The sequence below is a fragment of the Microbacterium sp. JZ70 genome (assembly GCF_053903225.1).
Genome location: NZ_CP096405.1, coordinates 775,267 through 798,858 on the forward strand (window position 1 = coordinate 775,267; position 23,592 = coordinate 798,858).

Annotated in this window: 17 protein-coding genes; 12 read left to right on the forward strand and 5 right to left on the reverse strand. The window is 69.8% G+C overall.

The genetic code is table 11. The features are described 5' to 3' along the window. Nucleotides 1-20: 20 nt before the first annotated feature. The 7 genes from M1D46_RS03480 to M1D46_RS03510 are packed head-to-tail and all read left to right on the forward strand — an operon-like array spanning nt 21 to nt 7,128. On the forward strand, nt 21-836 hold the full coding sequence (locus M1D46_RS03480) for an enoyl-CoA hydratase/isomerase family protein (RefSeq protein WP_456284373.1): 816 nt from the start codon (nt 21-23) through the stop codon (nt 834-836). Nucleotides 837-853: 17 nt separating this feature from the next. Further along, complete coding sequence (locus tag M1D46_RS03485) at nt 854-1,978, forward strand: CoA transferase (protein WP_456286630.1); 1,125 nt, start codon at nt 854-856, stop codon at nt 1,976-1,978. Beyond that, the gene (locus M1D46_RS03490) at nt 1,975-3,186 is read left to right on the forward strand and encodes a CaiB/BaiF CoA transferase family protein (RefSeq protein WP_456284375.1); all 1,212 of its coding nucleotides are present in this window, start codon (nt 1,975-1,977) and stop codon (nt 3,184-3,186) included. Before M1D46_RS03485 ends, M1D46_RS03490 begins: the two co-directional genes overlap by 4 nt. A gap of 34 nt (nt 3,187-3,220) precedes the next feature. Continuing rightward, on the forward strand, nt 3,221-4,351 hold the full coding sequence (locus M1D46_RS03495) for a thiolase family protein (RefSeq protein WP_456286631.1): 1,131 nt from the start codon (nt 3,221-3,223) through the stop codon (nt 4,349-4,351). Then, entirely contained in the window at nt 4,348-4,752 is a 405-nt protein-coding gene (locus M1D46_RS03500) for a Zn-ribbon domain-containing OB-fold protein (RefSeq protein WP_456284377.1), read from the forward strand. The genes M1D46_RS03495 and M1D46_RS03500 overlap by 4 nt, the downstream gene beginning before the upstream one ends. Before the next feature lie 4 nt (nt 4,753-4,756). Next, the gene (locus tag M1D46_RS03505; protein WP_456284378.1) at nt 4,757-5,653 is read left to right on the forward strand and encodes an alpha/beta fold hydrolase; all 897 of its coding nucleotides are present in this window, start codon (nt 4,757-4,759) and stop codon (nt 5,651-5,653) included. A gap of 14 nt (nt 5,654-5,667) precedes the next feature. Continuing rightward, nucleotides 5,668-7,128 carry a CoA transferase gene (locus M1D46_RS03510; RefSeq protein ID WP_456286632.1) on the forward strand — a complete coding sequence of 487 codons (1,461 nt, stop codon included), beginning with the start codon at nt 5,668-5,670 and terminating at the stop codon, nt 7,126-7,128. A gap of 111 nt (nt 7,129-7,239) precedes the next feature. On the opposite strand, the gene M1D46_RS03515 is transcribed toward M1D46_RS03510, so the two are convergent. The 5 genes from M1D46_RS03515 to M1D46_RS03535 form a co-directional block, all read right to left on the reverse strand. Beyond that, nucleotides 7,240-9,780, reverse strand: coding sequence for a family 78 glycoside hydrolase catalytic domain (locus M1D46_RS03515; protein ID WP_456284380.1), 2,541 nt, complete (start codon nt 9,778-9,780; stop codon nt 7,240-7,242). A 62-nt stretch (nt 9,781-9,842) separates the two neighbouring features. Beyond that, on the reverse strand, nt 9,843-11,138 hold the full coding sequence (locus M1D46_RS03520) for an MFS transporter (RefSeq protein ID WP_456286633.1): 1,296 nt from the start codon (nt 11,136-11,138) through the stop codon (nt 9,843-9,845). 42 nt (nt 11,139-11,180) lie between these two features. Beyond that, on the reverse strand, nt 11,181-13,655 hold the full coding sequence (locus M1D46_RS03525; RefSeq protein WP_456284382.1) for a glycoside hydrolase family 3 N-terminal domain-containing protein: 2,475 nt from the start codon (nt 13,653-13,655) through the stop codon (nt 11,181-11,183). Nucleotides 13,656-13,778: 123 nt separating this feature from the next. Then, complete coding sequence (locus M1D46_RS03530) at nt 13,779-14,741, reverse strand: LacI family DNA-binding transcriptional regulator (protein ID WP_456284383.1); 963 nt, start codon at nt 14,739-14,741, stop codon at nt 13,779-13,781. A gap of 78 nt (nt 14,742-14,819) precedes the next feature. Further along, complete coding sequence (locus M1D46_RS03535) at nt 14,820-16,289, reverse strand: NAD-dependent epimerase/dehydratase family protein (protein WP_456286634.1); 1,470 nt, start codon at nt 16,287-16,289, stop codon at nt 14,820-14,822. A 228-nt stretch (nt 16,290-16,517) separates the two neighbouring features. Between M1D46_RS03535 and M1D46_RS03540 the strand changes: the two genes are divergently transcribed. The 5 genes from M1D46_RS03540 (at nt 16,518) to M1D46_RS03560 (ending at nt 23,590) form a co-directional block, all read left to right on the forward strand. After that, nucleotides 16,518-17,861, forward strand: coding sequence for an MFS transporter (locus M1D46_RS03540; RefSeq protein ID WP_456286635.1), 1,344 nt, complete (start codon nt 16,518-16,520; stop codon nt 17,859-17,861). A gap of 53 nt (nt 17,862-17,914) precedes the next feature. Next, nucleotides 17,915-20,173 (forward strand): glycoside hydrolase family 3 C-terminal domain-containing protein, encoded by a 2,259-nt coding sequence (locus M1D46_RS03545; RefSeq protein WP_456286636.1) that lies wholly within the window; start codon nt 17,915-17,917, stop codon nt 20,171-20,173. Between the two features lie 120 nt (nt 20,174-20,293). After that, on the forward strand, nt 20,294-21,985 hold the full coding sequence (locus tag M1D46_RS03550; protein ID WP_456286637.1) for a 3-ketosteroid-delta-1-dehydrogenase: 1,692 nt from the start codon (nt 20,294-20,296) through the stop codon (nt 21,983-21,985). Continuing rightward, a complete protein-coding gene (locus tag M1D46_RS03555) occupies nt 21,939-22,964 on the forward strand; it encodes a Gfo/Idh/MocA family protein (RefSeq protein WP_456286638.1) in 1,026 nt (341 codons plus the stop codon). Before M1D46_RS03550 ends, M1D46_RS03555 begins: the two co-directional genes overlap by 47 nt. Next, nucleotides 22,961-23,590: a TetR/AcrR family transcriptional regulator gene (locus M1D46_RS03560; protein WP_456286639.1), complete on the forward strand. Its 630-nt coding sequence runs from the start codon at nt 22,961-22,963 to the stop codon at nt 23,588-23,590. The genes M1D46_RS03555 and M1D46_RS03560 overlap by 4 nt, the downstream gene beginning before the upstream one ends. The last annotated feature ends 2 nt before the right edge of the window (nt 23,591-23,592 follow it).

Consider the following 23,592-nt stretch of genomic DNA (forward strand, 5'->3'; position numbering starts at 1 on the left):
ACGACCCGAGAGGTACATCCATGCCGAACTCCGCAGACAAGACCGCGACGCCCTTCGACGAGCTCGTGCTCGTCGACGATCGAGGCGATTACGCCGTCCTCACGATCAATCGCCCTGAGAAGCGCAACGCGATGAGCATGGACTCTATGAAGCGGCTCCGTGAGGCGCTCACGGAGGTCGCCGACAAGAAGGTCGTCGTTCTCACCGGAACCGGCACGTCGTTCTGCGCCGGTGTCGATCTCTCGCCGCAGAACACCGCGGCGATGGAGGAGTTCAGCAAGGCGCACGGCACCCAGGTGCTGCACCCGTGGACGCAGGTGCAGGCGGAGATCCGAGCGCACCGCGCCATCTTCATCGCCGCGGTCAACGGCTACGCGCTCGGCGGCGGGTCCACCCTCATCAACACGTGCGAGCTCGCGATCGCGGCGGAATCCGCACAGATCGCGATGCCGGAGCAGGGGTTCGGCAGCTGGCCGATGCAGGCGGGGCCGGCCTCCATCAAGCGGATCGCTCCCAAGCACGCCGCGGAGCTGATCTTCACCTCGCGGCGCGCCGACGCGCAGACCGCCTTCCGGATGGCGTTGGTCAACAAGGTCGTGCCGGATGCCGAGCTGCTCGACGAGGCCATCGCGCTCGCCGAGCACATCGCCGCGTTCAACGCCTACAGCCTCGACGCCTCCAAGCGCGCCTACCACCGTGTGCAGTCGATGACGTGGGACGAGGCCCAGGACTACAGCAGCCTGATCGTCGGCAGCATCCGTGCCCAGGCACCGGAAGCGGTGGAGGGCGTCGCCAAGTTCCTCTCGGGCGAGCGCGGCCCGGGTCAGGGACGCTGAGCACCGGGAGCGCGACGATGACGGAATCCTCCTACGCGGCCGCCGCGGCCCGGGCGCCCCGCCGGACCGCGCTGCTGACGCCCACCCTGCGCGTCGTCGAGCTCGGGGAGTCCGTGTCGACAGCCCTGAGCGGCCGCCTCCTGTCGAAGCTCGGCGCGCAGGTCACCCAGGTCGCCCTGGCCGGACAGCCCCGGGTCCTCGACACCACCGGCCCCTTCGTGGGCGACGGGACGCCACCGATCTCCGCGTTGGCCGTGTGGCTGCGCGACGGCAAGAGCCGCGTCGACATCGATCTCGATGCCGCGGCAGACCGCGACACCCTCGAGGAGATGCTTCGGGCGGCCGACGTGATCCTGGTCGCCGGCACCGCCCGTGAATGGCGCGAGCGCGGCCTGTCGGCCGAGCGCCTGGCACAGCTGGCTCCGGCGGCGGTCATCGGCCGGATCAGCCCGTGGGGTGAGAGCGAGGAGGCCGCGGGCCTGCGATCGAACGAGCTGGCGCTGCAGGCCGCAAGCGGCTTCATGCGGCTCATCGGCTATCTGGACCGCGAGCCGGTGCGGCTGGGTGGCCACCCGCTGCAGGCGATCGCAGCGCTGCTGATGTTCGACGGCGTGATGATCGGACTCTTCGCGCGGGAACGCACCGGCGAGGGATCTCGCTTCACGACGTCGGAGTACGAGGCCGCGGCGCATGCCGAGTGGAAGATCGCGACCTTCGTCCAGGCCGGTCTGCGTCGTGAGCGCCGGGGCGAGGACAACGGCGCACTCGTTCTGCGCTGCCGTGACGGGCATTTCGCCGCCTTCTACGTTCCGCGCGACTGGAGCGTGATGAAGGAGATCATCGGCGACAGCCGGCTGGATGACGAGGCGTTCGACACCCCTCAGGGCCGGATCGAGAACCAGGCGCGGCTCGTCGCGCTGATCGAGGAGACGACAAGGACCATGTCGAAGAAGGACCTCTACCACGCGACCCAGGCTCGCGGGATACCCGCCGGGTATGTGGCGACCGTCACCGACCTGTTCGAATCGCCCCAGTACCGCTCGCGCGGCTTCTTCGAGCCGGTCGAGGTCGCGGGCGCGGGCGCGGGACTGCTTCCCGACGTCCCGTGGCAGGTCTTCGGGCGTGAGGACGTCGTCGCGTGAGCGGGCTGCTGGAGGGCCTGCGCATCGCGGACCTCACGATCGTGACGGCCGGCGCGGCGGCCACCCAGGTGCTGGCGGACTTCGGTGCCGACGTGATCAAGATCGAGGGCGTCACGCGCCCCGATCTGTATCGCGGGGGAATGGGCGGTGACATCGGCGAGGACGTCGCCTTCCCGCCGTTTCGCACCGCGAACCGGAACAAGCGTGCCCTCGCCGTCGATCTGAAGACTCCTGAAGGACTGGAGATCGTGCAGCGGATCGTCGCGACGAGCGACGTGGTCACGGAGAACTTCCGACGGGGCGTCGTGGAGCGGCTGGGCCTCGGCTTCCGCGACTTGATCGCCGTCAAGCCCGACATCGTCCTGGCCTCGATCTCGAGTCAGGGGGTCACCGGGCCGAGCAGCGGACTCATCTCGTTCGGTCTGACCCTGGACGCCCTCGGCGGTGTCATGTCGTTCTCGGGGTACGACACAGGAAACCCGATCTGGTCGAGTGCGCGCATCAACTACCCGGACCAGACGGCGAACTCCCTTGCCCCGGGACTCGTGATCGCGGCGGTGCTGGCGTCGCGCCGCGATGGGCAGCCGCGATGGCTCGACCTGTCGCAGCGCGAGACCGTGACCGCCCTCATGGGAGACGAGGTGCTGCGCACCTCGCTCACCGGCGAGAACCCGCTTCCCACCGGCAACAGCACCCCCGACAGCATCGAGTGGGTGACGCCCTGCGCGGGCGACGACGCCTGGGTTGCCATCTCGCTTCGCTCGGCGGACGAGCTCGAGCTGGTCGCGGCGGTGGTCGGCGCCGACCTGTCGGGAGCCGACGACGAGGGGGCGCGCGCGGCTGTCGTGCGCCTCGCCACCGAGGAGTGGTCGGCATCGCACTCCGACACGGAGAGCGCGGCACGTCTGCGTGCGGCGGGCGTGTTGGCGGTGCCCGTGCGCAGCGGCGAGCAGCTGCTCGACGACCCGTACCTCCGTGAGCGCGAGTGGTGGCAGGAGGTGGATGCACCCGGTGGAGGCACCGAACGCCAGCGCGGCTGGGCCGTCGCCTTCGACGAGGGCGGTCCCACCGGCATCCGTCGCAACGGCCCGCGCATCGGCGAGGACACGTTCGAGGTGCTCGGCGAACTGGGGTACGACCAGGACGAGATCTCGTCGCTCGTGGAACGAGCGGTCGTGTCCGCGCCCGTGGGCGCCCATCAGGGCTGACTCACCCATCAGAAGACTCGACACGAGGAGAGAAATGACAGTGGACATCCGCGGCAAGGTCGCAATCGTCGGTGTCGGCCATTCCGACCAGGGCACGTTCCCCGGCAAGACGGCCGAGCAGCTCTCGATTGAGGCGATCCAGTCCGCCTTGACCGACGCGCAGCTCACGAAGGATCAGCTCGACGGCCTGATCACGTGCAAGTCCGTGCAGGGCAACAACATCGACATCCAGGTGGGGCCGCTCTTCGGGTTGAGCCCGAAGTATGCGCAGACGCTGGACTATGGCACCTGCAACTACTCGCTGCATCTGGCCACGCAGGCGATCCTCTCCGGGCTCGCCGAGACGATCGTGCTGGTGTACGGCGCGAACGCACGATCGGGCAAGTTCAACTTCTCGGCGGCAGCTCCGTCGTTGGAGAGCGCATCCGGATTCGTGCACGTCGCCGGCCCTGCCGCCCTCGCCATGCAGCGTCACAAGGCCCTGTACGGAACGAAGGAGGAGGACTTCGGATGGTTCGCGGTCTCGGAGCGGGAGTGGGCGCAGCGCAACCCGCTGGCGATCTTCCAGGAGCCGATGACGATCGACGACTACCTCAACAAGCCGTACCTCGTGGAGCCGCTGCGCCGGGAGGACATCACCATGATCTCCGACGGTGCCGTCGCGCTGATCGTGACGTCCGCAGAACGGGCGAAGGATTACCCGAACAAGCCGGTGTACATCCTCGGCCTCGCGGAGAACACCGAGGTCGCCGGCGACACCTTCGACGACTTCCTGATGCGCCCGAACATGAAGGGCACCGCGGCCGACATCTGGAAGAACACCGGCTTCGCCCCGTCCGACATCGACGTGCTGTACATCCAGAACCCGACGGCGGTCTGGAACCTGCAGATGGTCGAAGCCTACGGTTTCGCGCCGGAAGGCGAGGGGGCCGCGTGGGCGGCCGAGGGGCACATCCGTCCCGGCGGCGACCTGCCGCTGAACACGAACGGCGGCCAGCTCTCGGAGAGCTACATGTGGGGCTGGCTCCACATGGTCGAGGCCGTGCGGCAGCTGCGCGGCACGGTGGAGCCGGACCGGCAGGTGCCCGGAGCGGAACTCGCCCTGTACTGCTCGACGATGACCTTCCTGAAGAGCGCCGCATCGATCATCGGAGTGAACCCGTGAGTGACAACCCCCACCTCCCCGCCACCGACGTCCCGCTGACGGCCCCGTTCTGGGAAGCAGCCAGGCGGCACGTCCTGACCGCGCAGAAGTGCCTCGACTGCGGTTACCTGCGCTACCCGGCGCACGAGATCTGCCCTCGTTGCTGGTCGACGAACCAGACCTGGGCGGAGATCTCGCCGAACGGCACGCTGTGGAGCTACATCGTCTACCACCGTGCTCTCGATCCGAGCAAGAAGGACGAGATCCCCTACGTCGTGGGCCGCGTGAAGACGGACGACGGGCCGGTCTTCACCGTGCGTCTCGACATCGCCCCCGACGAGGCGAAGGTGGACATGCCTGTCACCGCGAGTTGGGACGACGCGAGTGACGAGGTCACGCTCGTGCGGTTCACCGCCAGGTGACACCGTGATCGATGCCGCCGCGCCCGAGTGGCTGCGCCGTGCGCTCGCGGTACGGCCGGAGCAGCGGGCCGTCGAGGTCGAGGGTGCGACGGTACGGTACCGCGCCTGGGGGCCCGTCGGGGCCCCCGGGCTGGTGCTCGTCCACGGAGGCCTGGCTCACGCGCGATGGTGGGACCACATCGCGCCGCTTCTCGGTCGGCATCGTGTGCTCGCCCCCGACCTCACCGGGCACGGTGACAGCACGTGGCGCGACGAGTACGACACGACGCAGTGGGCGCGGGAGATCGCGGCGGTGATCCGCGATGACGGACTCACGCGCCCCGTCGTCGTCGGGCACAGCATGGGAGGGCTCCCCGCCGTGACCGCCGCCCTCGACATGGGCGACGCTCTCTCCGGCGTTGCGACCATCGACGTGCGGTTCAACGACGGGGAGTGGCCCGCTCGGGAGAAGCCGAGCGACCGGTTCGCGTCCCTCGAGGACGGAATCGCGCGATTCGCGCCCATTGCGTCCCGGGTGGGCATCGAGGTGGACCCGGCGATCCAGAGGCACGTCGCCGCGACATCCTTGACGTGGGACGGCGACGCCTGGCGCTGGAAGCGCGCGGACAGCTACGGCATCCGCCGCGTCCCCCTGCGCAGACTGCTGCCCGACGTCCGCGTGCCACTCGCGATCATCCGCACCGACCACGGGCTCGTCACCCCCGAGGCCGCGATCGAGATGCAGCAGCTCATCCCCGCGCCTTCCGTCGTGACGACCGTGCCGGAAGCCGGCCACAATCCGATGCTCGAGCAGCCGCTCGCCCTCGTCGGAGTGCTGCGTGCGCTCCTGGACGGCTGGTGGCCGACGCCGAGCAGCACCAGCGGACGTCCGAGCGATGCCGGCCGTTCGAACACCGAATGAAGAGGTACAACGCCATGTCAGAGACGACTTCGCCCCTCGCTCGCACGTTCCTGTCCGAGATGTGGGCAGCACTCGGAGGCGACGCGTCCGTCACGGAGCGCGTCTCCTTCACCGGAGAGGGCTCGCTGCCCGGCGCGTTCGCGCAGACCGATTTCGCCGCCGCCGCGTTCGGCGTGGCCGGCGCAGCGGTGAGCGAGCTGCTCGAGGCCGGCGGCACCCCCGCATCCGCAGTGGAAGTCGACCGTGTCCTCAGCAGTGGATGGTTCATCCTGCCCCCGTCGCTGTCACGGCTACTCGACGAACCGCCCACCGGGCAGATCCACATGCCGGATTTCGCCACGGAGATCGCGACCGCGGACGGGCGCTGGCTGCGATTGCACGCGTTCCCGTCCAATCGCGCGCGCATCGTCAAGGCGCTCGGTGTCGAGGACAGCATCGACGCCGTCGCGGCTGTCATCCGGGAACGCGCGGTCGACGAGATCGAGCAGGAGCTGGTGGACCAGGGCTGCATCGTCGCGGCGAGCCGGACACCCGACGAGTGGTTCGCGCACCCAGCCGGGGCCGGGGTGGACGCCGAGCCGCTGGCCGCCGTCACCCAGTTCGCCGCAGACGGAGCGGAATGGCGACCCACCCCCGGTCGACCGCTGTCGGGGATCAAGGTGCTGGACCTCACGCGCGTCGTCGCCGGGCCGACCGGTACCCGGTTCCTGGCGGCGCTCGGCGCCGAGGTGCTCCGCATCGACGCGCCCGACTCCGAGGAGTCGCGCTACCTGCCGCTCGGATACGACCTGCTGCTGGGCAAGCGGTGGGCCTTCCTCGACCTCAAGACGCCTGAGGGGGTCGAGCAGTTCAAGCGACTGCTCGCCGAAGCGGACGTGCTGGTCCACGGGTATCGTCCGGGGGCGATCGACGGCTTCGTTCCCGAGGAGGAGCGCCGCCGGCTCAACCCCGACCTGGTCGAGGTCGCCCTGCGCGCATACGGCTGGGAGGGACCATGGAAGATGCGCCGCGGATTCGACACCGTTGTGCAGTTCAGCGTCGGCCTGGCGAACGCGACCCAGGAATGGGCGCTCGCCGACCCGGAGCGCCGCCTGCCGCTCCGCATCAACGGCTACGAGGTCGATGCGACGCGCCCCCGTCACACCCCGGTGGAGGGGCTGGACCTCGCCACCGGCTACCAGATCGCGGCGGCGGCGATCCGCGGACTCACACGGCGCCTGCAATCCGGTGCGGGATCCGTCACCAGGTACTCGCTTGCGCGCACGGCCTCCTTGCTCATGAAGGGCGGACCGAACCCCGACGGCGGGCCTGACATCCGGCTCCCGCTCGATGGGCCGTGGGAGAACCGCGTCTACGGCAGCCCGCTCGGGCCCGTGAAGCGGATGCTGTTCCCGATCGGGATAGAGCGCACCCCTTTGTTCTGGGAGAAGACCCCCGACCGACCGGGGGCCGCGACCCCCACCTGGAACAGCTAGGGGCCGTCCCCGTCGGCGAGGCGGGACCTGCCAACCGGGTTCCGCGTCAGTGCTCCGACCCGATCGCTCGCGCAGGTCCGCGGAGCGATCGGGTCGGCGGCGTACGTCAGCTCACGCGACGGCGCACTCGAGCTCGTGTGAGCCGCTCGAGAGCTCGTGCCGGGTGCCGTCGGGCAGCTCGACGACGCAGCTGGCAGACACCGGCACGTCCACGGACAGCGTGAACCGATCCTGCTCCAGCGTCCACGAGGAGCGTGCGCGGCCGTAGGGCGTCATCACCGCCCCCTCGGCAGAGGTCAGCCCGCCGCCGAGCAGCGGCGCCACGCGGAACCGCCGGTAACCGCCCTCCAGCGGCTCCAGCCCGGCGACCCGTCGGTACAGCCAATCGCCGACGGCACCCGCGGCGTAGTGGTTGAAGGAGACCATGCCGCCGCCGGAGTCCTCGTCCGAGCCGCCGTTGAGATCGGCGATGTTGACGGTGCCGTCCGGTCGCAGCGCATCCCACCGCTCCCAGATCGTCGTGCCGCCGGATTCCACCATGTAGAGCCAGGACGGGCTCGTCGTCTGCAGCAGCAGGTCGAACGCCTCGCTCACGCGCCCGTTCTCCGACAGGGCGAACAGCAGCTGAGGCGTGCCGGGGAAGCCGGTGGCGAGATGGCCGTCCGCCTCCGAGATGAGACGCATGAGGTTGTCGGCCATCGCCTGCGTTTCGCGGCCCGAGGTCATGCCGAAGGCGAGCGGCAGCACGTAGCCGGTCTGGAACTCGGTCTTCAGCGTGCCCTCGCCGTCGGTGAACACATCGCGATACGCCTCGATGACCTCGTCGCGCAGCCGCCGGTAGCGGCGAGCATCGCCCGGCTCTCCCAGCAGTTCTGCGATGCGCGCGACGATTCCGTACGACTGGGCCAGGTAGGCGGTGGCCACCCAGCGCCCGCGGCGCAGCCAGCCGCGCACGTCGGTGTCCGGCGCGGTCCAGTCGCCGAAGTGGAACGGGAAGCGCCAGATGCGACGCCGATTGCGGCGCACCGAGAACAGGCCGGACCACCATCCGGCCGCCTTCAGGAACCGCTTCATGACGGGGTACTGATCCCGCAGCATCCGAAGGTCGCCGCGCGCGAGGTACTCGGCCCACGGCGCCAGGATGCACACGTCGCCCCACGTCGCAGTCGCCATCACGGGGTACGGGTTGCCTGCGCGGGGGACGACCATGGGGATGCCGCCCCCGCGGCCCTGCTCGGCCTTCACGTCGCGCAGCCACTTGCCGAGGAACCGGCTCATGTCGAAGTTGTACGACGCGGTGGAGGCGAAGACGGCGTAGTCCCCGGTCCAGCCCTCGCGCTCGTCGCGCTGCGGGCAGTCGGTGGGGATGTCGACGAAGTTCGACCTGCCGCCCCACTGGATGGCGGACTGCAGCCGGTTGATGAGCTCATTGCTGCAGCGGAAGCTCCCCGTCTCGGGGACGTCGGAGTGCAGCACGAGAGCCTCGAGCTCGAGGTCCTCCGGGGCGATCCCCGTGACCCCGACGTAGCGGAATCCCATGTACGTCAGGCGAGGGGAGTACGTCTGGTCGCCGTCGACGCAGGTGTAGGTCGCCGTCGCCTTGGCCGTGCGCAGCGACGTGACGAACAGCTCGTCGTCGACGAGCACCTCGGCGTGGCGGAAGGTGACGGTGCGCCCGCGCTCGCCTCGGATGCGCGCTCTGACGACGCCCGCGAAGTTCTGGCCGAAGTCGTAGACGAGCTCACCCGTCGGCGAGACCGACTGCCCGATGGGTGAGAGCACGCGCTGGGAGCGCACGGGCGCGCCGTACTGGGCCAGGATGCGAGGCGTGACCCGTGGGGCGGTCACGTCGGCCGCCTTCCAGGTCTGGTCCTCCGCTGTGACGGTGGCGTCGAACGTCTCGCCGTCGTACCACTCCGCCATCCGGTAGGGCCCGTCGATGCTGACGTCCCACTGCGCATCGGTGGCGACGATCTCGGTCGTGCCGTCGGCGTACGCCAGGTGGATCTCGGCAAGCAGCGCCTGCCGATCCGCGTAGATCTTGTTCTTGCGCTTGTGGGTGAAGGAACCCACCGCCCAGCCGCCGGCCACGGTCACGACGACGGTGTTCTCGCCCTCAGCCGGCGACAGATCGTACGTCTGGTACTGGAGTTGGTGGTGGTACGACGTGAGGCCCGGCGCGAAGTAGTCCTCGCCCACCTTGCTGCCGTTCAGGTCGAGCTCGTAGACGCCGAGCGCCGTGATCTCGATCCATGCGCGCGTCAGCCCCGGGCGCGCGTGGAAGCGGCGGCGGAACGCCATGGGCGTCGGCGACTGCTTCTCGGGCGTCTCGTAGCTGGCGTCGGTGATCCACTTCGCCACCCAGGAGATGTCCATCCGCCCCGTGCGGAAGCTGGTCGATGCCTCCGCCCGGGCTCCGCTGACACCCGTTGCCGTCACACGAACCGGGTACTCGGTGCGCGGCCTCAGGTCGCCCGTATAGACCGTGCCGACCTGGTCGGTCGTCTCCGTGCTCCAGTCGCCGACCGAGATGGTCGCCGATGCCAGCGCCTCCCCGGCGACAGCGGATTCGAGAGCGAAGGCGATGCGGGGCGGCTCGTCGGTCAGGCAGCCGTGGGACTGGGCGTCGACGGTGAGGGCGGAGATTCTCATCAAGCGGGTCTTCCTGAGTATCGAGGTGGGGATCGGGCGTCGCCGTGGTCACATCGGAGTGGTCATCGCACCGACCGGACGAACATCGTGAGGATGCCCGCGGCCAGCGAGAAGACGGCGCCTGCCAGGAACAGGGCGGTGTAGTTGCTGCTGTCGGTCGTGTCGATCATGAGCATGGCGGCGCCGAGCAGCGGCGCGACGGCCGTCGAGAGCGTCGCGGCGATGTTGTAGCTGGTCATCCACTTCCCGGCGCGCTCGGGCTCCGGCACGAGGTCGCTCGCGAGCGCGACATCCACCGAGCCGAACATGCCCGCGGCGCCCAGGATGAACAGGACCGCGGCGAAGAAGAGGCCGAACCCGTCGGTGAACGCCATCAGCGTCATGCCGACCGCGGAGAGGATCCCGGAGATGAACACGAAGATCCGGCGCCGCTTGAGCCGGTCGGAGAGGATCCCGGAGCCGACCGCGAACGTCATCGTGACGAGGATTCCGATGCCGCCGACGAGGCTGAGGCGGAGTCCGGCCTCCTCCGCGGTGAAGCCGAGCCGGTCGAGCAGGAAGTACAGCTGGTACGTCGACAGGAATGCCAGCGCGATCTGCATCAGCAGCTTGCCGACCCACAGGACGGAGAAGTCCGGATGCTTACGCGGATCGAACCCGAGCTCGCGGAACGTGTCGCGGATCGACTGACGGGGCAGCTCGACGATCCGCTCGGGCGTCAGGAACAGGAACAGGCCGCCCAGCACCGCCAGCGCGACGACGGGCAGCAGGAAGATGAGGAGGATGCTCCACGTCAGAGAGCCGCCGATGGTGTATCCGAGGACGCCCGCGAGCTGCGTCGCCACCCCGGCGATCGCGCTCGCCGTGCCGCGCTGCGACTCGGGGATGCGCTCGGCCACGATCGGGGTGATCGCCGCCGCGACACCTGCGCCGCCGAGAGATACGATCACCCACCCGACCACCAGCAGCGGGATCGACGGGGCCAGGGCCACGACGGCAGATCCCACCGCGAGCACGAGCACACCGCCCACGAACCACGGCCGACGGCGACCGATGCGCGTGTGCGTGCGGTCGGACAGGACTCCCGCGACCGGGCCGGCGACGATTCCGACGACGGCGCCCACGGTCGCGACGGCACCCAGCACGGCGACCTTGTCATCCGGCGCGAGCAGCCCGATCTTGTACGGAAGGCTGAACAGCGCCGGCATCATCACGGTCAGGTACAGCCCGAAATTGGCGAGGCCGAAGAGCACGAGGAATCCGGCGCTCACCTTGCCGACCGGGGCGGATGCGACCGTGGGCGTGTCGGGCAGGGGATCGAACGGCGCGGGAGGCGGCTGGTCGGTGAGGCGGTTCATGAAGACTCCTTTGTCGGGTGTGCTGTTGGGTGTGCTCTGCGGTCAGGACGCGCGCGGTGGCTTTGCGGCATCGGACGGGCCGCCGGAGACGAGCCGGCGAAGGGCGCGGAATGGGCGATGCGCGGCAAGGTCGGCGATCGCGGCGGCCATCGTCAGGGGGAACGCACCGGAGGAGGCCATCGCCATGCTCCGCAGCGAGTTGTACGGCATCATCCGCACGAGGAAATGCGTGTTCTTCACCTGCGCGTCGCGTTCGAGGCTGTCGGGCAGGGCGAGCGCGGCGGCGTACTGCTTCTTCACCCGACCCACCACGAGGGCGTGCATGAGCGAGCCCGTGATCGTGCCGCGGGCATCGTCGAGCCGGGTCTCCAGCGTCAGACGACGAGGACGCTCGTACGACGGCTGAGCGCCGACCAGGGTGGTGAAGCTCTCCGGCTCGCGCAACGGCGGCCGGGCGTAATCGGCGGACACGGAAGCCGGGTAGGGCGAACGCGACTCCCGTCCCGTCGTGACGCGCAGCGGGTGCGACAGCCGGACGTCGCGAGAAGATGCGGCGGCCAGAACCTCGTACTCGCCGTTCTCGAGCACCCATCCGTGCTCGGCGATGTCCCAGTATGCGAGATCCTTCAGCGGGAAGCGCAGCGTGACGGAGACCGTCTCGCCGGCGGGGACGGCGACCTTCGTGAAAGCGCGCAGCTCCTTCTCGGCCTTGAAGACCTCCCCGCGGTTGTTCCGCACGTAGAGCTGGATGACCTCTCGCGCATCGCGCTCACCGACGTTCGCCACGTCGAGCGTGACGAGCACGTCGTCTCCTTCGTGGCGGACCTGCAGGTCGCGGTACTCGAACTCGGTGTAACTCAGGCCATGTCCGAACGGGTATCGCAGAGCGGTTCCCGCTGCGTCGTAGAAGCGATAGCCCACGTAGATCGACTCGTAGTAGCGCGACTGCGGGCCGCGATCCCAGTCGGCGCGCGCACTGGCATCGTTCTCGTCGAGCGGCCAGCTCTCGGCGAGCCGCCCCGAGGGGGAGACCTCGCCGAACAGCAGGGAGGCGGTCGCTTCGCCCCCGCGCATCCCGGGCAGGTACATGTCGAGGACGGCCGACAGCTCCTCCGCGAACGGCAGGGACACGGGGGCGCCGGCGTAGAGCACGAGCACGACTCGGGCTCCGGTGTCCAGCAGCGCGCGAAGCAGCGCGGACTGCGCCTCGGGCAAGGCCATCGTCTCGCGATCGAACCCCTCGCTCTCCTCCAGATCGCTGAGGCCGCCGAAGAACAGCACGGTCTGGCCGGGGAGCACCGCATCCAGTGCCTCCCGCTCCAGCGCGGCATCCCGACCCGGCGTGAAGGAGCGATATCCGCGAGCGTAGGTGTAGCGGACTCCCCGGCTGTCGAACGCATCCTTCGGCGAGACGATCTCGGTCGGCGTGATGAGCGACGACCCCGCCCCTTGGAAGCGCATGCGCTCGAACATCTCGCCGACTACGACGATGTCGCTCGCCGATGCGGACAGCGGCAGGATTCCGTCGTTCTGCAACAGCACGGCGCTGTCGGCGGCGATGGCCTCGGCGAGTGCGGCGTGCGCCCGGGGATCATGGGGTTCGCGTGGCCGCTCGGCCCGCCGACTGTCCTCGATGAGGCGCAGGATGCGGCGCACCGACGTGTCGAGGACGCTCATCGGCAGCCGACCATCGGCGACGGCACGCTGGATCGCGCGGCGATTGGCTTCCACCTCGCCAGGCATGTCGAGGTCGCAGCCGGCGTGGAGCGCGGCGACGCGATCGTGCGTCGCACCCCAGTCCGTCATCACGGCCCCCTGGAATCCCCACTCCTCCCGCAGGATGCCCGTCAGCAGGGCGCGGTTGTCGGAGCTGAACACCCCTCCGATGGCGTTGTAGGCGCACATCACCGTCGCGGGCTTGGCCTCGCGGACGACGCGCTCGAACTGCCGCAGATAGATCTCGCGCAGAGCCCGTTCGTCGACGATGCTGTCCCCCACGAAGCGATAGTTCTCGTTCGAGTTCGCCGCGAAGTGCTTGAGCGAGGTGCCCACACCGTTCGACTGCACGCCCTCGACGAAGGCGGTCCCGAGGACGCCGCTGAGCAGCGGATCTTCGGAGTAGTACTCGAAGTTGCGCCCGCACAGCGGGTGGCGCTTGATGTTGACTCCGGGCGCGAGCAGCACATCGACTCCGAGGTCCACGCACTCATGCGCGATCGCCGCGCCCATGCGCCGAGCGTTCTCCGGGTCCCACGATCCCGCGACCGTCGCGGTCGTCGGGAAGGCGGTCGAGGGCTCGTTGTCGGATACGCCGAAGCCTCCGTCGGCGCTGCGCACCTTGCGCACGCCGTGCGGTCCGTCGGTGACGAACAGGGCGGGAATCCCGAGGCGGTCGACCGCATTGGTGTTCCACGCGCCTACGCCCTCGACGAGGAGAGCCTTCTCCTCGAGCGTGAGGGCGTCGACAGCGCTCTCGAGAGGCGAGAGGTCGGAGACGGCGGGGGACGGCAGTGTCATGGGCACCTTCAGTTACTAGCGCGCGCTACTCGCGCGCGTACTGGACCCTACAGTCGATCGCCAGCGCGCGCAAGCGGCGGCAGAAACGGCTTGATCAGGAGGTGGAGGCGAACGCGTCCAGGGTCAGGCGGAGTCGCGTTCGATCACGGCGAGGTAGCGTGTCGGCGCCGACTCCGGTAGGGGCGAGTCCTCCGCGAGGCTGAGTGCGATGCCCGCGAGGTAGCGACCCAGCCCCGCGATGTCGAAGCGGATCGACGTGATGCGCGGTTCGACGGCGGCCGCGAGGGGGATGTCGTCGTGACCGATGACCGCGATATCGCCCGGCACGTTCAGCCCCGCGCGGATGGCCGCCCCGACGAGGGCGATCGCGACGTCGTCGTTGTACGCGACGATGCCGGTCGCGTCAGCCTCCCGCGCGACGTCGAGCGCCCGCGCCGCGGAATCGTCGTCTGCAAGCGACACGGCGCCCGCGTCCACGAGTGTCACCCCCGCGTCGCGGGCGGCGTCGGCGGCTCGCGCGTATCGCTCGTCGACCAGGCCGGCCAGTCGCGCATCCGCCGTGCCGACGAACGCGAGCACTCGGTGGCCCTTGTCTGCGAGATGGGTGACCTGCAGTGCGGGGCCCTGCTCGGTGTACGCCTCGATGGGGACGTGGGCGGGATCGGGGACGATCTTGTGCACGCCCGCCGCGTGGAGCTGATCCAGCCGCTCGGGCGCGAAGGGCGTGAGCGACATCACCACGTCGGGCTGCAGGGTCTCCCACAGGGGTCGCGCCTTGCCCGCGTGCAGCGGGTTGTGCGTGACCAGCGAGTAACCGGCCTCGTCCAGGGCGAGGGTGGCCTCCTCAATGTTGCGACGCATGGTGAAGTCGATGGGCCAATCCGGCAGGACGAGCAGGATGATCCGCGACTGGCCGCTCGCGAGTGCCCGGGCGGCGAGGTGCGGCCGGTATCCGAGCCGCCGGGCCTCGGCCAGCACACGCTCGCGCGTATGGGGCGGGATCGTCTGCCCTGGGGTGTCGTTCAGGACGAAGCCCACCGTGGCGCGCGAGAGACCGAGGGACCGCGCGACATCGGCCGCGGTCACGCGGCGATTGGCGGCCTGGGATCGCTCGGGTGACGAGGATCCGGGCACAGGGGAATCGGAAGCTCTCACGACGTCATCCTAATGACGGGCAGCCTCTTCCCGGCGCGCCGCCGGCCGCGGTGTCGAGGCGTTCTCGACCTGTGCGAGGTGCTGGTTGACGTCGGCCTGCCTGCCGTATCCCGCGCTGTCGCGCACGCACTCGGGGCACCAGTGCCCGGCCGTGAGGATGAGCCGAGGGCTCGCCGCGAAGACATGCCCGAAGCCGCAGCGCCAGACGAGCGGGGCCGAAGGGGCGCCCGCCTCGGTGCTCAGCAGCTCGCCACCGCGGAAGTCCGCCGCGCCTGCGTAGTCGTCCACGGTCCACGTCGACGGATCCTTCGATTCGTCGTATCCATGGTCGAGGAGAACCGGCATGCGAGACGGAGCCGGAGGCGTGAAGGTGCTCCAGTCGCCGATCCACTCCCAGGTCTCGCGTGAGCCGAAGTACGCGGCCACCTCATCCTCGCGTCCTCCCCGCACGGCGCCCATGGTGCCCCGGGGTCGGCGGGTGAGGGGCTTCATGACGAGGTGCTTCACGAGCCACGCGGGCACCTTGCCGGCCGAGCGCACCGACGAGGGGGCGGCGGCCAGCGCCCGCTCGAGCGCGTCCTTCACGGTGTCCTGCCGGAACGGGACGAGTTCGTGCAGGCGGTCGCTGTCGCTGTACCACTGCCCGTGGAAGTTCTTCAGCGCGAACCAGTTGCGCTCGTACCAGCCGCGGATGTCGCGAACGCCCATCGCGCCACCCAGCATCGTCTGCAGCTCCCAGTTCGTCAGCCGCCACTGCTCGCCGCCGCCGATGTTGTAAACGCCGCCCCAGAACTGCTCGGGGACACCGCGCGACGCGACGCCGACGAGCAGCCGAGCGGAATCTTCGGCGGTCGCCCACTCCATGACTCCGGAGAACGGCGAGTGCGTCATGATCGGGTCGCGGATCTCGAGCATCCCGGGGTGGAAGATGCCGGTCTGACGCAGCCACGCCCAGCGGGGGAGGCCCGAGTCCACGAGCAGCCGCTCCGCGACGATCTTCGTCTGCCCGTACTCGTCGAACTGCGACACGCGCAGCGGATCGCCCACGCGTCCCCAGTGCACAGGCTCCTGCCGATCCCCGGTCTCGGCGACCGACCCGATGCCGATGACGGCGACGGCGGCCGGGTCGGGCAGGGCGCGCACAGCGCGCACGATGTTCTGCATTGAGCCGATGTTCACCCGGCGGGCGAGGTCGGGGTGGTCGTCGGCGAAGGGGGAGACGATGGCCCCGACGTGCAGAACGACGTCGACGCCGGAGATCGCCCGGCGGACGTCGTCGTAGCGCGTGAGGTCTCCTCGGAACACCTCGAGGTTCGGCATGTCCGCGAATACGGCGAGCACGGCATCGTCGGCCGCCGATCGCAGGGCGAACGCCCGCACGCGGATGTCGGGTCGCTCGCGGAACGCGCGCAGGGTGGCGCGCCCCCAGTTGCCGGTCGCGCCGGTCAGGAGAACGGTGCGGTCGAAGGTGTCGGGCATGGCTCTCGTTTCGGGTGTCGGTCGCGTGCTCGGTCGGCACCGCCGGGTGCGGCGCACGTGAGCGGGTATCCGCTCACGCACTATCTCGCGCTAGTGAGACCTTACGTACCATGGCCGGTGTGCGCAAGGCAACAACTTGCGCGCGCAAGTTGCCGTTGGTAGGTTCGTCGCGCTTGCACGCGCAAGTTCCCCGCTTCACGGAAGCGCTTCTTCGACGACGGAGTCCAGATGAACAACCAGACCACGGCCGGGCCGCTTGTCACCCAGACCTCGGCGACGATCGGCCCGGCGCCGGGTGGCCGGGCCGCCGCAGTCGGGACCGATTCGGGCGGCGGCCTGGATCTGCCACAGGTCGGCCCGCGCTACGTCTGGCTGATGACGCTCGCGCAGTTCGGCGTCTTCATGGCGTTCATCACCCCGATGGCGATCTCGCTCACGATCAGGGTCAATGCGCTCGCCCCCGGCCACCCCGAGTTCCTCGGCCTGATCACCGGTGCCGGCGCACTGTTCGTGATGCTCACGTCGCCCTTCATGGGCGTCTGGAGCGACCGCACGCGCACCCGGATCGGGCGCCGGCGGCCGTTCCTCATCGGCGGCATGCTCGTCGGGACCGCGGCGCTGTTCGTCATGGCCCTCGCACCGAACGTGCTGCTCCTCGGAGCGGGATGGATCCTCGCTCAGGCGGGCTGGGGGACTGCGCTCAGCAACCTCAACATCTCGCAGGCCGACCGCCTGCCCGAGGCCCAGCGCGGCCGGGTTGCGGGTCTGACGAGCTTCGCCACGCAGATCGCGCCCGTCTTCGGCGTCATCCTCGCCCAGTTCTTCACGGGCGACCCCCTGCTGCTGTTCCTGGTGCCCGGCGCCGTCGGGATCGTCTTCGTGCTGCTCTTCGTCACGCTCGTGCATGAGGATGACAGCCGCGGGATGCCGAAGGACGCGCTCACCGTCACCCAGCTGCTCGCGAAGTACCTGTTCAACCCCCGGAAGTACCCCGACTTCTCGTGGAACTGGCTGGGACGGTTCCTCTTCTACACCGGCATCACCCTGAACACGACCTACACCGCGTACTTCTTCGCCGACCGCCTGGGAGTGGCCGTGGAATCGGTGACCGGCGTCATCGCCTCCCTCAGCCTCGGCAGCATCCTCGCTGTGACCGCCGGCGCCCTCGGAGGCGGCTTCCTGTCGGACCGCCTGCATCGGCGGCGGATCTTCGTCCTGATCGGCGGCGTGATCATGGCCGCGGGAATGCTCGTCTCGGGCCTCGCCCCGGACCTCACGATGCTGATCGTCGGCTCGCTGGTCACGTCGATCGGCCTGGGCCTGTTCGCGGCCGTCGATACCGCCCTGCTCCTAGACGTCCTCCCCGAGCGCGAGACGGACGCGGGCCGGTTCATGGGCATCGTGGGCTTCGCGACGTCGATTCCGCAGTCGCTCGCGCCGCTCGCGGCCTCCGCGATCCTGCTCATCGGGGTCACGGGAGCCGACCGCAACTACACGCTGCTGTACCTCGTGGGTGCGCTCTCCGTCGTCCTCGCCGGCGCGGTCGTGATGCGCATCCGTTCGGTCCGCTGAGGCCGCCCATCCTGACCTGACGACCGCCGCCATCTGACTGGAGCTCACTCGCCATGACCGACGACCTCTCGCATCTCAGCCTGGAGCAGAAGGCATCTCTGCTCTCCGGACGCGACTGGGGCTCGACCAAGCCCATCGACGACGCCGGCGTCCGCTCCGTCAGCATGGCGGACGGCCCTCACGGCGTCCGATACCAGGACGCCGACTCCGATCACCTGGGCATCGGCCACAGCGCCCCGTCGACATGCTTCCCGCCCGCTGTCGCCGTGGGGTCCAGCTGGGATCCGCAGCTCGCCGCGGCCGTCGGCGCCGGTGTCGCACGCGAGGCTTCCGCGTTCGGCCTGGATCTCGTGCTCGGGCCGGGCGTGAACATCAAGCGCTCGCCGCTGTGCGGCCGCAACTTCGAGTACTACTCGGAGGACCCTTTGATCTCGGGTGTGCTCGGCGCGGCGTACGTCACCGCGCTGCAGGAGGTCGGCCCCGGCGCCTCGGTGAAGCACTTTGCGGCCAACAACCAGGAGACCGAGCGCATGCGTGTCAGCGCGGATGTCGACGAGCGGACCCTGCGTGAGATCTACCTGCCCGCGTTCGAGCGCGTGGTCACCGAGGCGCAGCCCGCCACGGTGATGTGCTCGTACAATCGGATCAACGGCGTGCCCGCCTCGCACAACCGCTGGCTGCTCACGGATGTCCTCCGCGGCGACTGGGGCTACCAGGGCGCCGTGGTCTCCGACTGGGGCGCCGTCAGCGACCGCGTCGAGGGCGTGCGCGCGGGTATGGATCTCGAGATGCCCGGCAGCAACGGCGCGACCGACGCGCAGATCGCGGCGGCCGTCGAGTCCGGGGCCCTGGAGGAGGCGCTCGTTGACGCATCCGTCCGGCGCGTGCTCGCCCTCACCGAGCGCCCGCGGCCGTCGGTGTCCGAGATCCCCGTCGACGCCCACCATCGTGTCGCTCGTGAGGTGGCGGCAGGCTCCGTGGTGCTGCTGAAGAACGAGGGCGGCGCGCTCCCGCTGGAGGCCCGCACGACCGTCGCGGTCATCGGCGCGTTCGCCACCGAGCCCCGCTTCCAGGGCGGCGGCAGCTCCCACATCAACGCCACCCGCACGGACACCGCGCTCGCGGAGATTCAGGCGCTCGCCGGTCCCCGCGAGGTGAGGGTCGTCCATGCCCCCGGCTTCTCCCTCGATGCGGACGCGGATGCTGTCGAGGCCGAGGCGCTCAGGGAGGACGCGGTGGCCACCGCGTCGGCTGCGGACGTCGCCGTCGTGTTCGCCGGGTTGGGCGAGCGGGAGGAGTCGGAGGGCTTCGACCGCACGACTCTGCTGCTCCCCGAGCGGCAGGTCGAGCTGATCCGCGCGGTGGCGCAGACCGCGGCGAGGACCGTCGTGGTGCTCTCTAATGGCGGCGTCGTGTCCCTGGAAGGATGGCACGACGAGGTCGACGCCATCGTCGAGGGGTTCCTCCTCGGCCAGGCCGGAGGCGGCGCGCTGGCGGACATCCTGTTCGGCGTGGTCAACCCGTCCGGACATCTCGCCGAGACCATCCCGCTGCGGCTCGAGGACAATCCGAGCTGGCTGAACTTCCCCGGTGAGCAGGGGCACGTCCGCTACGGCGAGGGCGTCTTCGTCGGCTACCGCTACTACACGACCGCGGGCATCCCTGTGCGGTACCCCTTCGGGCATGGCCTGTCGTACACCACCTTCGAGACGACCGGCCTAGAAGTCGCGGCCACCGGCTCCAATACAGCCTCCGCGCACGTCACCGTGCGCAACACGGGCTCTGTCACGGGCAAGCACGTGGTGCAGCTGTACGTCTCGACGACGGCAGGACGCGTCCGCCGTCCTCTCCGCGAGCTGCGTGCGTTCGCCAAGGTCGAACTGCAGCCTGGCCAGTCGCGTACCGTGACGTTCGAGCTCGACCGGCGCGCCTTCGCCTACTGGGACGTCGAAGCGGGCGACTGGGTGGTCGCATCGGGCGACTACGCGGTGCAGGTGTGCGCAGATGCGCAGACCCTGATCGCGGAGCAGATCATCTCGCTCGCGGGGGACACCGTGGTGCGCGAGCTCAGCATGGAGTCCTCGGTCGGCGACTGGTTCGCCCACCCGCTGGTCGGCCCGGCGCTTATGGAAGGGCTGACCGCGTCGATGACGCCCGAGCAGCAGCAGCAGGCGGAGGCGAACCCGGACGGCCTGCGGATGGTCGAGTCGATGCCGATGCGGCAGTTCCTCGTCTTCACCAACGGCGCGATCCCCGCCGAGGCCCTCGAGCAGCTCATCGGGTTGAGCAGGATGCCCGCGCCGGTGGTGTGACCGTGACGTCGCCATCCGTATGCACCGTGCCCTGCGGAGCCGAGGAGCTGCGCCGCTCTCGTGAGGAGTCCGCCCATGAGTGAGAGCACTTCCGCCAGCACTACCGCGGCGACAGGCGGCATGGTCGAACCGCGGATCGTCGACCTGCTCGTCGTCGGCTCAGGCGCCGGCCTCGCGGCCGCCGTGTCCGCCCGCGAGCTGGGCGCCGACGTACTGGTGATCGAGAAGACCGACCTGGTGGGTGGATCGACCGCACGCTCCGGGGGCGCCTTCTGGGTGCCGGCGAATCCGCTTCTCGCTCAGGAGGCGCCCGAGGACACACTTGAGGACGCGCGCACGTACCTCGAGGACCTCGTCGGAGATGCCGCTCCGCGCGAGCGCTGGGAGAGCTGCCTGGAGCACGGCCCCGATGCCATCCGGATGCTGCAGCGCACGACGCGGATGCAGTTCAGCTGGGCGCGCGGCTACTCCGACTACCACCCCGAGCGTCCGGGCGGCTCGGCCCTCGGTCGCAGCTGCGAATCCCGGCCCTTCGATGCCGCGCTCCTCGGGAGGAATCGCACGCGGCTGCGCCCGGCGACAATGGCCGCACCGATCCCCATGCCCGTCACGGGCGCCGACTACAAGTGGCTCAACCTCATGCTTCGCGTGCCGCAGCGCGGATTGTGGGTCGCGGTCAAGCGCGCGATCCAGGGCCTCGGCGGCCTCGTGCTCGGGCGCCGATACGTCGCCGGGGGGCAGGCCCTCGCGGCGGGTCTTTACGACGCCGCTCTGCGAATGGGAGTCCCCGTCTGGACGCGCACTGCGCTCGAGCGGCTGGTGGTCGAGGACGGGCAGGTCACCGGTGCGATCGTCCGTCGCGGGGGAGAGCTCATCCAGGTGACGGTCACGCGCGGTGTCGTCCTCGCCGCCGGCGGCTTCGACCACGAACTCGAGCGCCGTCGTCGTGAGCAGTCCGCGCTGCTCGGGGACTGGAGTCTGGGCGCCGACGGCAACACCGGCGATGCGATCGCCGCCGGGCAGGCGGTCGGCGCGGGCCTGGCGCTCATGGATCAGGCGTGGTGGTTCCCCGCCGTCGCGCCGCTGCCGGGGGAGAGGCCAGTCGTGCTGCTGGCGGAGCGCTCGCTTCCCGGGTCGTTTATGGTCGACCAGGAGGGCAGGCGCTTCATCAACGAAGCCACCGACTACATGTCGTTCGGGCAGGAGCTGCTGCGGCGCGAGCGGGAGGGGCGCCCGGTGCGGGAGATGTGGCTCGTGTTCGACCAGAGCTACCGCAACAGGTACCTGCTCGGGGGCAGTGTCTTCCCGCGCATGCCTCTGCCGAAGGCCTGGTACGACCACGGCATCGCTGTGAGGGCCGGATCCTGGCGCGAGCTCGCGAGCAGGACGCGGCTTCCGGCCGACACGCTGGCGCATACCGCCGAGCGCTTCGCTCAGCTCGCGGCGGCCGGGGTGGATGACGACTTCCACCGGGGCGGCAGCGCGTACGACCGCTACTACGGCGACCCCACAGTCAGGCCCAACCCCAATCTCCGTCCGCTCGACGAGCGCCGCCTCTACGCCGTGCGCATCGTGCTGTCCGACCTCGGCACGTGCGGCGGGCTCGCCGCCGACGAGCATGCCCGTGTCCTGACCGACGACGGGCAACCGATCCCCGGCCTGTACGCGATCGGCAACACGGCCGCCAATGTGTACGGCAACCGGTACCCCGGGGCAGGGGCCACCATCGGGCAGGGCCTCGTGATGGGCCACGTCGCCGCACGGCATGCGCTGTCGGCTGCCGGTCCGGGGCAGGGCGGAGTCCGTGGCTGAGGATCGGGTCCGCATCGGGGTTCTCGGCGCCGCGAGGATCGTCCCACAGGCCCTGCTGCGACCGGCTTCCGAGATCCGCGGTCTCGATGTGGTCGCGATCGCTGCGCGTGACCGCGCGAAGGCAGACGCATTCGCTCGGAAGCACAGCATCCCGATGGTGCACGGTTCGTATGACGGGCTTCTCGCGGACGACAGCATCAACGCCGTCTACATCCCTCTGCCGCCGTCGCTGCACGCACCGTGGGCGATCGCCGCGCTCGAAGCGGGCAAGCACGTGCTGGTGGAGAAGCCCTTCACAGCCGAGCCCGACGCTGCGGTGCGGATCGTCAACGCCGTGGGGCGCAGCGACCGGGTGCTGATGGAGGCCTATCACTCCCACCATCACCCGTTCCAGCGCCGGCTCACCGAGATCGTCCGGTCCGGCGAACTCGGGCAGATCCGGTCCGCTCGTGCGACGTTCTGCGTGCCGATCCCCCCGGGGAAGGACATCCGATGGCAGAAGGCCCTCGGAGGCGGCGCCCTGCTCGACCTCGGCTACTACCCGACTCGCCTGCTCACCGAGCTGCTGGGCCCGCCGGTGCGCGTCGACGACGCCCGCGCGAGCGTAATGCGCGAGGTGGATCGGCGCATCACGGCGACGATGACGTACCCGGGGGATGTGCGCGGCGAAGTCGTCGCCTCGATGTGGTCCGCCCGGCTCTTCGACATGTCGCTCGTCGTCACGGGCACGCACGGGCGAATGCGGGTCACGTTCCCGTATCACCCCCAGCACGGAGCACGCGCCAGGGTCGTGGCGAACGGCGAGCGCCGCGAGGAAGCCGCGGAGCGGCGGTCGACCTACGCGTTCCAGGCAGAGACCTTCCGCGATGCAGTGCTCGATGGAGCAGCGATCTCCACCGGTGCCGAAGAGGCCGCGGCTCATCAGCGCCTGCTCGCGCGCATCGCCGCCGCCGCGGGACTCGAGGACCGCGCACGGTGACGGCTCCCGACGTCACGACCGTGACCGGCGCGAAGCGTCGGCGCGCGCGCACGCGACGTCACCTGCTGGATGCCGCCAAGACGGCCTTCGCCGCGCACGGCGTCGCCGGCTGCTCGATCCAGACGATCTGCGGGCACGCCGGATACTCGCGGGGCGCCTTCTACTCGAACTTCACCTCGAAGGAGCAGCTCCTGATCGAGCTGGCCGCCGAGATCGCGCACAACACGATCGCCCGGGTCCGCGCTGTCGCCCTCGTAGAGGCGCACTCTGCAGGAGACTGGCGCGCACGCGTCCGACACGCGGTCGACGAATCACTCGCCGAGGACTCTGCGGTGCTGATCCTGACGGAGGTCAGGCTGCTGTCGATCCGGCTCCCAGAGGCCCGCGACATCGCGCGCGGGTTCTTCGCGTCGCTCGAGTCGCAGACGGCAGCCCTCGTCAGCGAGTTCACGTCTCAGAGGGGACTGAGCCTGCGTATGCCGGTGCCCCTCGCGGCGCGCGTCGTGATCGCCCTGTGGCTCGATGAGGCGTCGCGGCGCGCTATGCGTCGGCACATCGGCAGCGATTCCGCAGAGTCCGATGGCGACGCGCTGTGGCAGGCGGTCGCCGCACTCGTCGTCGCCTGACC